Here is a 14,746-nt window from a genome sequence, read left to right as displayed (position 1 = left end):
GGGATTATTATGAAAAAAACAACAATGCTAAAAAATATGCTTCATTCTGGGGAATTAGAATTTATTATGGAAGCTCATAATGGATTGTCTGCAAAAATTGTTGAAAATGCAGGATTTAAAGGAATATGGGCGAGTGGTTTATCTATATCAGCTGCTTTAGGCGTTCGTGATAACAATGAAGCATCATGGACTCAAGTACTGGAAGTGATTGAGTTTATGAGCGATGCTACAAATATTCCAATTCTTCTTGATGGCGATACTGGATATGGAAACTTTAATAATATGCGCCGTTTAGTACATAAATTAGAGCAACGCGGTATTGCGGGAGTATGTATTGAGGATAAATTATTTCCAAAGACAAATTCATTTATCAATGGCGAAGCCCAACCATTAGCTGATATTGATGAATTCTGTGGGAAAATCAAAGCTGCAAAAGATGCTGCTTCAGACCCGGACTTTGTTGTTGTTGCACGTGTAGAAGCATTTATTGCAGGGTGGGGATTAGAAGAAGCATTAAAACGAGCAGAGTCATATCGTCAAGCTGGAGCTGATGCTATTTTAATGCATAGTAAGCGCTCGGATGCAACGGAGATTAAAGCATTTATGGAAGCTTGGGATAATCGCCATCCAGTGATTATCGTACCTACTAAATACTATTCAACCCCGACAAGTCATTTTGCTGAATGGGGTGTGAATTTAGTCATTTGGGCTAATCATAATGTACGTGCTGCTATTACTGCAATGGAGGAAACGACAAAACGAATTTTTGAAGATCAAAGTTTAATTAATATTGAAGGTAAGGTCGCATCTGTAAGTCATATTTTCGAATTACAGGGGGCAGATGAATTAAAAGAAGCTGAAAAGAAATATTTGCCTACATATGGACAAAATATCCAGTCTGTGATTCTAGCTGCTTCTAAAGGTGAAGGGTTTGATGAATTAACTCGTGATATTCCTAAAACATTACTTAATGTAAATAACAAACCTATTTTAAATCATTTAATAGAAAATTTTAATGAGGTAGGTATTAAAGATATTTCAGTTGTCCGTGGATTTGGAAAAGATAAATTTATAAATCCAAATATTAAATTTATTGATAACGATTTATTTGAAACAACTAATGAAGTCTATTCACTAAACTTAGCTTTAGAACAAACTAAAAATCATGTAGTAGTAACATATGGAGATGTACTATTTAAATCATTTGTTTTAAATGAATTACTAATTTCTGATGCTGATATTACAATAATTGTAGATGCTGATGTAGAAGTAACGAGCGATTATAAAGATTATGTAAAGACATCAGAAGCATATAACAAAAATAAATTTGAACAACATGCAAATTTAGTAACTATGTCTAGTACTTTAGTTGAGAATGAAATTCAAGGTGAATTTATCGGCCTATGTAAATTCTCTCCAGAAGGCGTACAACAATTTAAAGAGGCTTTGGAGTTGATTAAAACTGAAAAAACTATTGAACAGTTACGTATCAGTGATGTATTTAATAAATTAAGTGAAATTGCTGAAGTTAAAGTTAAATATATTCGTGGTTCATGGGTAGATGTAGATAGTTTGGTAGAGTTGCAGAAGGCAGGGGATTTAAAATGATTTCAATGAAGTATTTTGGAGAAAAATTAAAGTCATTAGGATTTGATTTTTTTAGTGGAGTACCATGCTCATTTTTAAAACCAATGATTAATTATGCAATAAATAATAATCAATTTGTAATGGCAGCTAATGAGGGAGATGCTGTAGCAATTACGGCTGGGGCATATTTAGGTGGAAGAAAGAGTGTTTATTTATGTCAAAATTCAGGTCTGACAAATGCAGTTTCTCCCCTAACCTCATTAAATTATACTTTTGAAATTCCGGTATTGGGCTTCGTAAGTTTAAGAGGGGAACCGGGTGTAATTGATGAGCCGCAACATGAGTTAATGGGAACTATTACTGATAAGATGCTTGATGTAATGCATGTGAAAAATGCAATTTTATCAAATGATTTCAATGAAGCAATTGAACAACTTGAATATGCTAATAAAGTGATAGAAAGTGGTTCTTCGTTCTTTTTTATTGTTAGGAAGGATACATTTGAATCTATGAAGTTAACGGGGCAATCAAGTGTTAGTTATCAGCCTACGAATATTATTAAAAGTACTAGTGAACAGGGTGAATATAAACGATTAGAAGTTCTGGAAGTGTTACAAAATCAAGCTGATGAAGATACAGTATTACTGGCAACAACAGGTGTCACTGGTCGTGAATTGTTTGAATTAGGTGATTATAGTAATCAATTTTATATGGTTGGGTCAATGGGCTGTATTAGCTCAGTAGGCCTAGGTTTGGCAATGGCAAGGCCAGATAAAAAAGTAATTGTAATTGATGGAGATGGATCTTTATTAATGAGAATGGGTTCTCTGACGACAAATGCGTATTACTCTCCAAAAAATCTATATCACTTATTATTAGATAATGGCTTACACGAATCAACTGGCGGTCAAAAAACAGTATCTTCAAAAGTAGATTTCATGAAAATTGCTGATGGTTCAAACTATGAAAAAGTAGATGAGTTAAAAACACTTGAAGATTTAAAATCATCTTTAGTAAGTTGGAATGAGGACAAAAAATTAACATTTGGTTATTTTAAAACACAAAAAGGAATTAAAGAGAATTTAGGGCGTCCTACTGTTACCCCAGTACAGGTGAAAGAAAGATTTATGAAATATATTAATGCTTAAATATGAAGTTTAAAGAACTGAGTGAGGTGCAATAAGATGAAAACAGCTGTAATCGTAGCAGCAGGACTGTCTAGTCGATTATATCCATTAACTGAACAAACTCCAAAATGTTTGTTATCTTTAGGTAAGGAAAAGATTTTAGAAAGAAACTTACGTATTCTTAAAGCAAATGGGATAGAGAAGGTTCTTATAGTGACAGGTTTTAAGAAACATTTAATAGAAAATGTTATTGAAGACAGAGACACTGTTAAAACAGTTTTCAATCCATATTATAAATATTGTAATAATATGGGATCTCTCTATGCGGTTAAAGAAACTTTAAATGCTGAACCATTTTTGTATTTACATGGAGATGTTGTATTTACGGAAGAATTAATGACCGAATTTATTACCAAAATAAATGTAAAAGCCGATATCGATTTAGCAGTTGATTTTAAACCTACGGATGAAGAAGCGATGAAAGTTCGAATAAATTCCAATAAACAATTAATTGAATCGGATAAAGAAATCCCTCTACACGAAAGTGCAGGTGAATGGATTGGACTTGCAGCCATTAATAATCCCAAAGTAGTGTTTGAGTATATTGAAGATGCACTAGTTGATGAGAAATTAACAGTTTACGATACTTATGCATTCACAAAAATGGCTAATGATGGTCGTGAGATTCGTTGTCTTTCTATTGATGAGCAAAATTGGGTGGAAATTGATTTTATTGAGGACTATGAAAAGGCAAAGGAAATGTTTGTGAATGAATAGAGTTAATAATCCAGTACAAATTGAATTTGGAAGAGGCGCTATAAAATTTTTACCAAGGTTCATTAATGGTCGTAAAGCATTATTGATCACTTCACAAGGCTTTGTTAAACGCGGAATTGTTTCTGAATTATTAAGTGATAATTCAGAGATAATTCGTGTTATTGATGAAGTACAATCCAATCCAACAATAACACAAATTATAAAAATGCGTTCATCAATAAAATATGATGAATTCGATGTAATTGTTGCTTTGGGTGGAGGAAGTGTGATTGATGTAGCTAAGGCCATAGCACCGACTAATTTTGGTAATAAACTAGATTTCAAAACGCTATTACAAACGGGGTTACCGAAAAATGTAGATGTAAAACCAATAATAGCTATACCAACGACAGCCGGTACAGGTTCAGAAGTAACAATGTGGGGAACAGTTTGGGATGATGTAAACAAAAAGAAATATTCAATTTCAGATGAAAAACTTTATTGTGAAGCCGCTATTCTTGATCCTTTATTACATTTAACGCTTCCGAAAGACATCACATTGCAAACAGGTTTAGATGCACTATCTCATAGCCTTGAAACAATATGGAATAGAAATAGTAATGAAATTTCTTCAATATACGCAGATAACGCAATTCGTACGATTTTAGAAGTCCTTCCAATGCTTTTAGAGGATTTATCGAATATAGAATTACGTGAAAGAATGCTATTAGCCTCCTATCATGCTGGGGTCGCATTTTCTATTACCCAAACGTCAATAGCACATGCAATGTCTTATTATATGACTTTAGAAAAAAATATTCCGCATGGAATTGCAGCGAGTATAACTTTACCTTATATTGCAGAAGCGTTTGGTGAAAATACTAGCTTTTCCATGGACTTGATCCCTAACTTATATGATTTATTTGAAAAATGTAACTTGAGTTTATCATTTGAAGTATATGGATTAACAATGAATGATTTTGATGAGATTTTTAAACAATTAGAATCGAATGTAAGAGCAAAAAATTCAATTGTAGACTTAGAAATTTTGTACAAAATAATTGAAAGTCATTTTAGAAAGAAGTTGAACTAATGGATAAATTAAAAGTATATATTTTTGGAGCAAGTATAGGTGGCGAAACGTATTATAATTTAGAGAGAAATAACATTGAAGTAATTGGTTTTTTAGATAATGATAAAAAAAAACAAGGTAAGCAGATTGATGGAATATCGATTTCTAATCCAGAAATACTTAAAGATATCAGTAAAGAAGAATATGACTTTGTTGTAGTCACTAGCATGTATATAGATTCAATAATAGAACAATTACTTGAATTAGGTATTTCAAAAAATCAACTGAAATTCCCACCAAAAAGTCAGCTAAAAATCAATAAGAAGCCATTTGAAACGGCTGAATTAAGGGAAAAAGCAACAAACCTCCTTTGTAAAATTAATGAAGTATTAAAAGATGAAAAATGTTTTATTTCTTTCGGTACATTATTAGGTATTGTTAGAGAAAAGCAGTTGCTATCTTGGGATGATGACATTGATCTCTCAATTTTCCCAAAAGATATAGATAGTATTTTAGTTAAGTTAATGAGTAATATCAAATTTCTTTCCGAAGATTTTCAATTGAAAATTTTCAAAAGGCAATATATTGATAACAGTTATGCTAACATTTCAATTCATTGTTACCATAATGAGGAAGACCTATTTCATGTTAGTTTGGCTTGTTTAAATGAAATGGAAAAAGGAATGTATACACAGGAAGTAAATATAACACCTAAACATTTTTTTGAAGGATATGATGAACTTGAATTTAGAAATCAAATATTTAAAGCACCTAAACAACATAAAAAATATTTAGAATATACTTATGGAGATTGGAAAGTCCCAAAGAAGAATACTTCCTTTTATGATAATTCATTATCATATAAGGAATCAAAGAAAGTAAATAAATCTGTAAACTATTATGACTATATTTCTGAAAAAGAATTTATTAAATAAATTAACCTAATATGGTGAACCTGAATTAAATTTTTAGTCAGAGGATTTATATTTTAATGCAAAGTTAAATTCTTAAATATAGTCTTAGTAAGATTATTGGTTTTATGAGGCTTGCTTTTTGGTAGAGTTGTGTAAAATTTGAATTATTATTATGTACTCAAGTAGTAATCATTAAAGACATGGTTAATTACCATGTCTTTAATGATTAGAAATCTAAAATTAAATACACGTATTTTAATTAAATGAATAATTATTTTAAATTTATATAAATGTATTATGGAGGTAACTATTGACTATTCCACTTTGGAAAAAACAAATTGACGATATTATTTGTAATAATTTTGATAAAAGTTTTGCGGTTTTTGGAACTGGTTCAGCTTCTGAAAAAGTAATGTGGACATTTGGTATACTTGAATCAAAAATTAAATGTTTTTTTGATAATAATAATAGTAGTAAAGTGTTTTACGGGAAACCGTTATATTCAATTGAGCAATTACATAAAGTAGACGTTGATATTATAATAATAGCGAGTCAATGGTATGATGATATAGAAAAACAAATAAGGGATATTGACTCAAATATTCTTATTTTTTCCCCTTTTAGTAATAAAGTCTATTCAAATAACAAAGTGAAAATCGGAAGATATACTTATGGTGCAAATTTTGAAACAATAGCTAGACCCGAATTAATAAATGAAATAGGCTCATTTTGTTCCATTAACAAATCTGTAAAGATTGGTACAGAAGGAAATCACCCTATTGACTTAATTACTACTCACCCTCTATTATATCGTGAAAAATATAGTTTTTTTCCAAATTTATTAACAGATGAAGATTGGGATGAATATAATGGTAAAATTACGATTGGAAATGATGTATGGATTGGTGCAAATGTTGTGATTTTGCCGGGTGTAAGTATACATGATGGTGCGATAATAGCAGCGGGGGCAATTGTAACGAAAGATGTTCCGCCATATGCAATAGTTGGGGGCGTACCTGCTAAATTAATTCGTTACCGTTTTAACGAAACAGTAATAAAGAAATTATTAATAATAAAATGGTGGAATTGGGATGATGGAAAAATAAAAAATAACCTTAACTTATTTTTAAATCCAGAGCAATTTGTTGAGGAATTTTTTGAATGATGATTTCAACCTTTAAGTTCACATATATTTAATAGATGAGGTTTCAAACCTAGATGTCGTGGATAATGCTGGATTAATGTATTTAGGTTTCTTCAGGAGACTTGGCTTTGAAAATGTGATAATTGATGGACTAGATGGGTATGAATTCAATCAGCTACAAAATTATAATGATCTGGAATTAGCATTAAATTTATCTAAGAAAACAGATAGAAAGTTATAATATAGAGATGTCGAAGTAATTAATGAATTTTAAAATTGAAATAGAAATAGATTTTCTAACGCCTTCAATCTATGCTATTTAGTCATTTTTAAATCGCGTCTTAAACGACTTTCAATAATTTATGAAGGTCGTTTTTGTTTGTATAAATACTTGGAAAAATAGCTAAATAAGCCGATAAAATAGATATATAGTTGATAGTAATAAAAAGCTAATACTAATGTTGTTTGATGGGGGTTTGAATGATTCGCTTTATTAAACTTAAAGAAGAACATCTTGAGCAAGTTCTGGAATGGAGAACGCAGGAAGATGTTACTAGATTCATGAATACGGATATTGAAAAAGATATGGATAAACAGAAAAAGTGGTTTAGAAGAATTTCAAGTTCTGAAACTGATGCCTATTGGATTATTGAAATAAAGGGAGAACTAGTAGGAGTAATTTCTTTAAATAATATTGATTATGTGAATAAAAGAACAAGTTGGGGCTTTTATATTGGAGAAGAAAAGTATCGCTTGTATGGCGGTATTATACCTCCATACTTTTATAATTATGTGTTTTCGACATATGACTTCCACAAAATCACGGCCGAAGTGATGGAAGGGAATAGCAATGTCATCAAGTTGAATGTGTTGCATGGTTATCGAATGGTGGGCGTATATAAAAATCATATTTTGAAAAATGGTTCGTACGCTGATTTGAACTTATTGGAGCTATTAAAAGAAGATTGGCTCAAGCTACATAAATACCAAAAGTATACATGTGAATTTGAAGCTCAGAATGGGAGAATGAATACATGAATAGGTTGTTATTAATTATTAATGAAATGCGAGAAGAAGCAGGGAGTGAGTCCTTTGAATCTTTAGAAGCTGCTATGGATTTAAGAGAAGATTTGGATTTAGATTCTTTAATGTTAGCGGAATTGACAGTTCGCATTGAGGATGAGTTTGATGTAGACATCTTTGAAGATGGCATCGTTCAAACAATCGGTGAAATCATGGTTAAAATCGAAGGTGAATAATATGGAAAAGGTTTTTTTAGTACATAATAAAACTACCTATACATATGAACAGCTGCTAGTAGATTTGAATAAGAGGAAAGTTGGATTTGCTTACGTATATGTGAAGGATAACCATCCCTATGAGGTTTTTTTAGCGATTATTCATAGCTTACTTTATGACTATCCGATTGAAGTATTGGATGGTGATTTTTCAGAAAAAGAGATGAGTGAATTAGCTATTGATGCTAATGCAATAACAAGGATAAACAAAATAGAGGATAGATTTAATTTCTACGACATGGATGAAATTGTGCGACGAATAAAAGAAATAGATAAAGGGCATTTAACACTGTATACATCTGGCACAACAGGACGTCCTAAAAAAGTGAGCCATTCTTTCCTTACACTGACAAGAAACGTAAAGATGCATAGGAAGTTTGAAAATGACGTCTGGGCTTTTGCTTATAATCCAACTCATATGGCTGGGCTGCAAGTGCTCTTTCAAGCGTTTCTCAATCAAAATACCTTGATTTATATTTTTGGTGAATCTATGAAAAAGGTATCTGAATTACTGGAGGAATATGAGGTAACTAATATTTCAGCTACAGGAACATTTTATAGAAATGTTCTTCCATACCTGCAGAAAAATACGTATCAGATGGTCAAAAGAGTAACCTTTGGTGGGGAAAAATTTGATTTGTTTTTAGAAGAGAAGCTAAAGGCTGTTTTTCCAAATGCGAAAATGCGGAATATTTATGCATCGACGGAGGCGGGGAGCCTATTCGCAGCACAAAGCGATACGTTTGAAATTAGAGAAGAGCATCGGCAGTGGGTGAAAATTACAACACAACAGGAATTATGTATACATCGCTCCTTGCTTGGACAGTCAGCTTCACTGTCGTTAGAGGATGAATGGTTTCATACAGGAGATCTTGTTGAAATGATTGATGGAACACATTTTAAATTTCTATCACGTCAATCGGATATGATCAATGTAGGAGGGTACAAAGTCAATCCACTTGAAGTGGAGAATTTACTTGTTCAAGTACCGGGTGTTATTGATATTGTTGTGAAGTCTAAAAAGAACAGTGTTACGGGCGAACTGCTTGTTGCAGATGTTATAAAAAGTGATGATGCGGATGAAAAAGAGTTGAAAAAAGAAATAAAACAATTTGCAGCCACTCATTTACAAGAGTGGAAAGTTCCACGCATTATTAAATTCGTAGATGAACTGCCTATTACACGAACTGGAAAGAAGGTCAGAAAATGAAGTGGATTATTGTGACTGGCGATTCAAGAGGCGTCGGGAGAGAAATTGTTCAACAAATATTAGCTGAAACAGACTTTGGCGTTATTGGTATTAGTCGTTCCAGTGAAGAAGCTGCTGGCGAGCTGTTAGCAGAATACCCAAGCCGTTTCAAACCACTTTCTTATGATTTAACGGATGTGGATGGCATAAAACAATTATATAGGGAAAAGATTCGTAAAATAGGACCAATCTACGGGCTTGTTAATAATTCAGCAATGGCCTATGACGATATTGTTTCTAACTTAAAGGTGCAACAATTGCAGACAATGTTCCAAGTGAATGTGTTTTCAGCCATGCATTTATCGAAATATGCAATTAGAGATATGTTATTGCATAAAACACGAGGTTCAATTGTGCATATATCCTCGATCAGTGCTCATACAGGATATAAAGGTTTGGGTATGTACGCAGCATCAAAGGGAGCAATGGAGGCATTTTCTAAAAATACGGCTAGAGAATGGGGAAGCAAAGGTATCCGTTCTAATTGTGTCGTACCAGGCTTTATGGAAACGGCTTTGAGTACGACATTGACAGAGGATCAAAAAGCACGTATTTATCAAAGAACATCTTTGAAAAAGGAAACGGATATTTCAAGCGTGGCAAGTACAGTGCTTTTCCTGCTTTCAGATCAAGCTAAGTCGATTACAGGTACAGTGGTACATGTGGATAATGGAACAATATAATAGAAATTCTTTAAGCGAGCGTAGGATGTGATTATTTGAAGACAATCGTAATTATTCAAGCAAGAATGGGGTCCACTAGACTTGCAGGTAAGATTTTAAAAACACTGGGATATTCAGAGGTATTGACGTATGTAATAAGACGTTGTAGGCAAATCTATGGCGTGCAAGAAGTGATTGTCGCAACTACTTTATCGACACTAGATGATGCGATTGTTGCTTGGTGTTTAAAGCATAATGTTAAATGCTTCCGTGGTTCAGAGGATGATGTATTATCTCGCTTTGTAGATTGTGCAAAGGAATATGAGCCTGATTATGTAATGCGTGTGACATCAGATTGTCCATTTGTGGACTATGAAATGGCGTCAGAAATAGTATCTTTAATGGAACAAGAGCAGAAAGATATTGTACTAATTGATGGTGAGCTTCCACGTGGACTAGCAGTGGAATTAATTTCATATGAAGCACTATTAAAAATTCATGAAGTAGGACAAGAGCCGCGTCATCGTGAGCATGTTACGTATTATGGGTATGAATTTAAAGAACAGTTTGAAGTGGTAACGTATAAAGCACCAGAGAATCGCAATGCTCCAGAGTTGCGTATTACGCTTGATACTGAGGAAGACTATGTACTCATTCAAACGGTGGCAGAACATTTTGATGACCCTCTTGTTTCAAGCGGAAAAGTCATTAGATTTTTAAAAGATACACCTGAAATAGCGAAAATAAATGCCCATATCGAGCAAAAGCCGGTGATTTAATGAGAAAAGTAATTATTCGTGCAGATGCTTCCGTAGAGATTGGTTCTGGACATATTATACGTTGTTTAACGGTAGCGAAAAATTTACGTGACAATGGCTGTGACGTGAAGTTTTGGATGGAGCCATTGCAAGGGAATTTGATCGACTATGTGGCAGCTGAAGGGTTTTATAATATTGTTGAGGCTGAGCAAGCGAATTTATACATAATTGATCATTATAAGATTGATGAAAATTGGGAGCGTGATATCCGAGCTTTCACCACGAACATCATGATTATTGATGATTTAGCAAATCGCCCACATGATTGTGATTTACTACTGGATCAAAATGTTGTAGCGAATTTTAAAAAGCGTTATAACGGGCTTGTACCAACGCATTGTGTGAAGCTATTAGGTCCGAAATATTTGATGATGCGTGATGAGTTTATAGAAGCAAGGGCAAATATACGTGAGCGAAATAAGCAAGTGGAAAGATTACTCGTTTTCATGGGTGGGTCCGACCCAACAAATGAAACGATGAAAGTGTTAGAGGCATTAACGTCGTTTAAATTTGAACATATTGATGTCGTTGTAGGAATTAGCAATGTGTATAAAGAGCAAATTGAAGAAACTTGTGCACAGCGTGGTTACCATTTCCACTGTCAAATAAATTATATGGCACGATTAATGAAGGAAGCAGATTTTGCACTTGGTGCAGGAGGGGCAACTACTTGGGAGCGCTGTTATGTTGGACTTCCTTCAAGTGCGACAATTGTTGCCGATAATCAAATGGTAACGACTAAATATGCGCATGAACTTGGCGCTGTTATTAACCTTGGTTGGCATGGGCAAGTGACTGCCGACACATATAAACAGCTACTAAATAATTTACATATTCAACAAGTTGGAAACAAGGGGCTTGAATTGACCGCAAACAAGCACCCCAATGCTTGGCTACGAAAAATTTTGGAGTTGATGAAATGATTAAAATTGGACCGAAAGAAATTGGGCGTCATACAAAACCGTTCATTATTGCGGAAATGTCAGGTAACCATAACCAATCACTTGAGCGTGCATTACACTTAGTTGAGCTAGCTGCTGAGGCTGGTGTAGATGCTTTAAAATTACAAACATACACACCTGATACAATTACATTGGATGTCCATACAGATGAGTTTTTCATTCAAGATGACGCTAATCTTTGGAAGGGAAACTCGCTATACAACATTTATAAAGAAGCGTATACACCATGGGAATGGCATGAAGCGATTTTTGACAGAGCAAAAGAACTTGGCATATTGGCATTCAGTTCACCATTTGATGAAACAGCGGTAGATTTTTTAGAATCATTAAATGTACCTGCATATAAAATTGCGTCTTTCGAAAATGTAGATATTCCATTAATTCGCAAGGTGGCGCGTACAGGGAAGCCGGTAATTATTTCAACAGGTATGGCTACTGCTGCGGAGTTGGATGAGGCGGTCCGTGTGATGCGTGCAGAAGGTAATGACCAACTCATTTTATTGAAATGCACGAGTACATATCCTGCTACACCAGCAAATTCAAACTTAGCCACAATACCACATATGCGCGAGCTATTTGGGACAGAAATTGGTTTGTCAGATCATACAATGGGTGTGGGGGTATCTGTTGCTGCGGTTACATTAGGTGCTACAGTCATTGAGAAACATTTTACAACATCACGCGCTGATGGTGGGGTAGATTCAGCGTTTTCAATGGAGCCACATGAATTGAAAATGCTGGTTGAGGAAACAGAGCGTGCTTGGCAAAGTTTAGGGTATATACAGTATGGACCAACAGATGCAGAAAAAGATTCAACGAAATTCCGCCGTTCATTATACATTGGTGAAGATTTAAATGCTGGGGATATTTTAACGGAGGAAAATGTCCGAAATGTCCGACCTGGTTTAGGTTTGCCAACGAAATATTTTGATTTAGTTTTAGGAAAAGCGATTAAGAAAGATGTACAAAAAGGTACACCGTTAAGTTGGGAGTTATTATTGTGAGTGAAGAACTAAAAAAAATGGATGAATTATTCGACCGCCTTTTTCCAATTATGCGCAGTATTACAGGTGAGGGTGTACGAGAAACGATTCGAATTTTACAAGAATATATTCCACTTAAAATGGAAGGAATTCCAACGGGAACTGAAGTATTTGATTGGGAAATTCCAAAAGAATGGGTTATTCGTGAAGCGTGGATTAAGGACAAGCAAGGGAATAAAATTATCGATATTACTGATTTGAATTTACATGTTGTAAATTATAGTGAACCGGTTGATGGGTGGTTCACATTAGATGAGCTGAAAAAAAATATTCATACGATACCAAATAAACCGGATGCAGTTCCATATGTGATTTCTTATTATAAGGAACGTTGGGGTTTTTGTATGAGCCAAAATCAGCTAGACTCTTTAACTGATGGAAATTATTATGCATATATCGATAGTGAAAAAGTAGATGGTGAGTTAAACTTTGCACAGGTTGTTCTTCCAGGTAAATCGGACAAAGAAGTTTTAATAAGTACATACATTTGTCATCCTTCGATGGCGAATAATGAACTAAGTGGACCGATTGTTACGACTTTTCTATATAACCGAATTAAACAATGGGAAGATCGAGAGTTAACGTACCGATTTGTGTTTATTCCTGAAACAATTGGAGCTATTTCGTATTTAAATAAATATGGTGATCATTTACGTAAGAAGGTTTATTCTGGAGCTGTCATTACTTGCATTGGTGGAAAAGATTATAATTTAACTTTAAAAAGATCTCGAAAAGATAGTACACCTTTAAATAAATTACTCGACTATTTAGTGAATAAAGAAGGCGAAAATATAAATATTTTACCATTCAATCCGAATAACGGGTCTGACGAGCGTCACTATTGCTCACCTGGGTTTAATTTACCTATTACGCAATTTTCCAAAATGACGTATGGCAAATATCAGGGTTATCACAATTCACTAGATACTAAAGAAAATATGACAATTGAATCTTTGGAGGAAAGTGTAAATGAACTAGAACAGATTTTAAAACTTCAAGAATTAAACGGTTATTATATGAATTTAAAGCCTTTTGGTGAGCCTAAGCTGGATAAATATAATTTATATCCAGATATCAATGCACCAGCATTAAGAGGTCGCTCTAATAATACAACATTGGACAATCGTCAACAATTGAATCAAATGATGCATGTATTGAATTATTCTGATGGACAGCATTTACTATCTGACATTATTTCAAAACAAAATTATAAAATGGTGGACTATATCCAAACGATCAACTTATTAATAGAAAATGGGCTACTCGCTGGACCATTTTATGAAGAGTAGGAGTTGCTTTAATATGAAATTATTATTATTAACAGGCTCACACCCGAGACATTTATATTTAGTAAATAAAATGGCTGAGCTTGGAATTGTTGCTGCACATATAATTGAAATTCGAGGAAGCTTTGTTCCAACCCCACCAATAGGGTTAGAGGACATTGACAGAGAGAATTTTATTCGCCATTTTTCAGACCGTGATGAGGCAGAACATAGTCATTTTGCAGGGAATGAGCATATAAATGTTGAGATTCCTACATTAAAGGTTTCGATGCAAAATCTAAATAGTCCTGAAACAATGGAATGGGTAGCAACTCAACAATTCGACTTAGCGATTAGTTACGGAGTGCATAAATTGAGCAATGAGTTATTATCTGTAATGCCAGAGCATTCATGGAATATACATGGGGGACTATCGCCATGGTATAAAGGAAATACAACGCTATTTTGGCCATTTTTCATGTTGAGACCTAATTGGGCAGGTATGACAATCCATCGGTTAACAGAGCGTTTAGATGCAGGTGGCATTGTCCATCATTCCGTGCCAGAACTTGCTTACGGTGATGGACTGCATGATGTTGCGTGTAAAGCAGTCACACAAGTTACTGAAGACTTGTCCAAAATTATTTCGGAATTGTCATTAGAAGAAATTAAGTATGTAACACAAAAAGGGAATGGGAAGATTTGGGTGGGAGTGGATTGGCTCCCGCAGCATCTACGTTTCGTTTATAACACATATAATAATGATATTGTCGATCAATTTTTAGATGGTAAGTTACCAAAACTAGATCCACCATTAATATCTGCTTTTTGTAAAGGAGAGTAAAAGAT

The 14,746-nt window shown here is 33.9% G+C and carries 15 protein-coding genes; all 15 read left to right on the top strand.

Annotated features, from left to right (window positions below; all coding sequences use genetic code 11):
* Positions 1-9: 9 nt before the first annotated feature.
* The 15 genes from aepX (at position 10) to ACIQ2D_RS06420 (ending at position 14,741) form a co-directional block, all read left to right on the top strand.
* Complete coding sequence (gene aepX, locus ACIQ2D_RS06490) at positions 10-1,608, top strand: phosphoenolpyruvate mutase (protein WP_402861184.1); 1,599 nt, start codon at positions 10-12, stop codon at positions 1,606-1,608.
* Positions 1,605-2,735 (top strand): phosphonopyruvate decarboxylase, encoded by a 1,131-nt coding sequence (gene aepY, locus ACIQ2D_RS06485; RefSeq protein ID WP_402861181.1) that lies wholly within the window; start codon positions 1,605-1,607, stop codon positions 2,733-2,735. The genes aepX and aepY overlap by 4 nt, the downstream gene beginning before the upstream one ends.
* Positions 2,736-2,771: 36 nt before the next feature.
* Entirely contained in the window at positions 2,772-3,491 is a 720-nt protein-coding gene (locus ACIQ2D_RS06480; RefSeq protein ID WP_402861178.1) for a phosphocholine cytidylyltransferase family protein, read from the top strand.
* A complete protein-coding gene (locus ACIQ2D_RS06475) occupies positions 3,484-4,563 on the top strand; it encodes a phosphonoacetaldehyde reductase (protein WP_402861175.1) in 1,080 nt (359 codons plus the stop codon). Before ACIQ2D_RS06480 ends, ACIQ2D_RS06475 begins: the two co-directional genes overlap by 8 nt.
* Positions 4,563-5,477 carry a LicD family protein gene (locus ACIQ2D_RS06470; RefSeq protein ID WP_402861172.1) on the top strand — a complete coding sequence of 305 codons (915 nt, stop codon included), beginning with the start codon at positions 4,563-4,565 and terminating at the stop codon, positions 5,475-5,477. The genes ACIQ2D_RS06475 and ACIQ2D_RS06470 overlap by 1 nt, the downstream gene beginning before the upstream one ends.
* A 289-nt stretch (positions 5,478-5,766) precedes the next feature.
* Positions 5,767-6,621 (top strand): CatB-related O-acetyltransferase, encoded by an 855-nt coding sequence (locus tag ACIQ2D_RS06465; RefSeq protein ID WP_402861169.1) that lies wholly within the window; start codon positions 5,767-5,769, stop codon positions 6,619-6,621.
* Between the two features lie 459 nt (positions 6,622-7,080).
* A complete protein-coding gene (gene pseH, locus ACIQ2D_RS06460) occupies positions 7,081-7,638 on the top strand; it encodes a UDP-4-amino-4,6-dideoxy-N-acetyl-beta-L-altrosamine N-acetyltransferase (protein ID WP_402861166.1) in 558 nt (185 codons plus the stop codon).
* Positions 7,635-7,859: an acyl carrier protein gene (locus ACIQ2D_RS06455; protein ID WP_402861163.1), complete on the top strand. Its 225-nt coding sequence runs from the start codon at positions 7,635-7,637 to the stop codon at positions 7,857-7,859. The genes pseH and ACIQ2D_RS06455 overlap by 4 nt, the downstream gene beginning before the upstream one ends.
* A 1-nt stretch (position 7,860) precedes the next feature.
* Entirely contained in the window at positions 7,861-9,108 is a 1,248-nt protein-coding gene (locus ACIQ2D_RS06450) for a class I adenylate-forming enzyme family protein (RefSeq protein ID WP_402861160.1), read from the top strand.
* On the top strand, positions 9,105-9,830 hold the full coding sequence (locus ACIQ2D_RS06445; protein WP_402861157.1) for an SDR family NAD(P)-dependent oxidoreductase: 726 nt from the start codon (positions 9,105-9,107) through the stop codon (positions 9,828-9,830). The genes ACIQ2D_RS06450 and ACIQ2D_RS06445 overlap by 4 nt, the downstream gene beginning before the upstream one ends.
* A gap of 35 nt (positions 9,831-9,865) precedes the next feature.
* Positions 9,866-10,588 (top strand): cytidylyltransferase domain-containing protein, encoded by a 723-nt coding sequence (locus ACIQ2D_RS06440; RefSeq protein WP_402861154.1) that lies wholly within the window; start codon positions 9,866-9,868, stop codon positions 10,586-10,588.
* Positions 10,588-11,550 (top strand): UDP-2,4-diacetamido-2,4,6-trideoxy-beta-L-altropyranose hydrolase, encoded by a 963-nt coding sequence (gene pseG, locus ACIQ2D_RS06435; RefSeq protein ID WP_402861151.1) that lies wholly within the window; start codon positions 10,588-10,590, stop codon positions 11,548-11,550. Before ACIQ2D_RS06440 ends, pseG begins: the two co-directional genes overlap by 1 nt.
* Positions 11,547-12,593: a pseudaminic acid synthase gene (gene pseI / locus ACIQ2D_RS06430; RefSeq protein ID WP_402861148.1), complete on the top strand. Its 1,047-nt coding sequence runs from the start codon at positions 11,547-11,549 to the stop codon at positions 12,591-12,593. The genes pseG and pseI overlap by 4 nt, the downstream gene beginning before the upstream one ends.
* Positions 12,590-13,921, top strand: a complete 1,332-nt coding sequence (locus ACIQ2D_RS06425) for a DUF4910 domain-containing protein (RefSeq protein WP_402861145.1) — start codon at positions 12,590-12,592, stop codon at positions 13,919-13,921. Before pseI ends, ACIQ2D_RS06425 begins: the two co-directional genes overlap by 4 nt.
* A 13-nt stretch (positions 13,922-13,934) precedes the next feature.
* Positions 13,935-14,741, top strand: coding sequence for a formyltransferase family protein (locus ACIQ2D_RS06420; protein ID WP_402861142.1), 807 nt, complete (start codon positions 13,935-13,937; stop codon positions 14,739-14,741).
* Positions 14,742-14,746 lie beyond the last annotated feature (5 nt).

The organism is Lysinibacillus sp. NPDC097287 (assembly GCF_044761695.1).
Classification (GTDB): Bacteria; Bacillota; Bacilli; order Bacillales_A; family Planococcaceae; genus Lysinibacillus.
Note: the sequence above shows the minus strand (reverse complement) of the source record. Positions and strands in the feature narration are given on the sequence as shown.

Coding starts and splice junctions, on each gene's coding strand:
- aepX (WP_402861184.1), top strand. CDS start 10: ATGAAAAAAACAACAATGCTAAAAAATATGCTTCATTCTGGGGAATTA.
- ACIQ2D_RS06475 (WP_402861175.1), top strand. CDS start 3,484: ATGAATAGAGTTAATAATCCAGTACAAATTGAATTTGGAAGAGGCGCT.
- ACIQ2D_RS06445 (WP_402861157.1), top strand. CDS start 9,105: ATGAAGTGGATTATTGTGACTGGCGATTCAAGAGGCGTCGGGAGAGAA.
- ACIQ2D_RS06450 (WP_402861160.1), top strand. CDS start 7,861: ATGGAAAAGGTTTTTTTAGTACATAATAAAACTACCTATACATATGAA.
- pseG (WP_402861151.1), top strand. CDS start 10,588: ATGAGAAAAGTAATTATTCGTGCAGATGCTTCCGTAGAGATTGGTTCT.
- aepY (WP_402861181.1), top strand. CDS start 1,605: ATGATTTCAATGAAGTATTTTGGAGAAAAATTAAAGTCATTAGGATTT.
- ACIQ2D_RS06470 (WP_402861172.1), top strand. CDS start 4,563: ATGGATAAATTAAAAGTATATATTTTTGGAGCAAGTATAGGTGGCGAA.
- ACIQ2D_RS06480 (WP_402861178.1), top strand. CDS start 2,772: ATGAAAACAGCTGTAATCGTAGCAGCAGGACTGTCTAGTCGATTATAT.
- pseH (WP_402861166.1), top strand. CDS start 7,081: ATGATTCGCTTTATTAAACTTAAAGAAGAACATCTTGAGCAAGTTCTG.
- ACIQ2D_RS06420 (WP_402861142.1), top strand. CDS start 13,935: ATGAAATTATTATTATTAACAGGCTCACACCCGAGACATTTATATTTA.
- pseI (WP_402861148.1), top strand. CDS start 11,547: ATGATTAAAATTGGACCGAAAGAAATTGGGCGTCATACAAAACCGTTC.
- ACIQ2D_RS06455 (WP_402861163.1), top strand. CDS start 7,635: ATGAATAGGTTGTTATTAATTATTAATGAAATGCGAGAAGAAGCAGGG.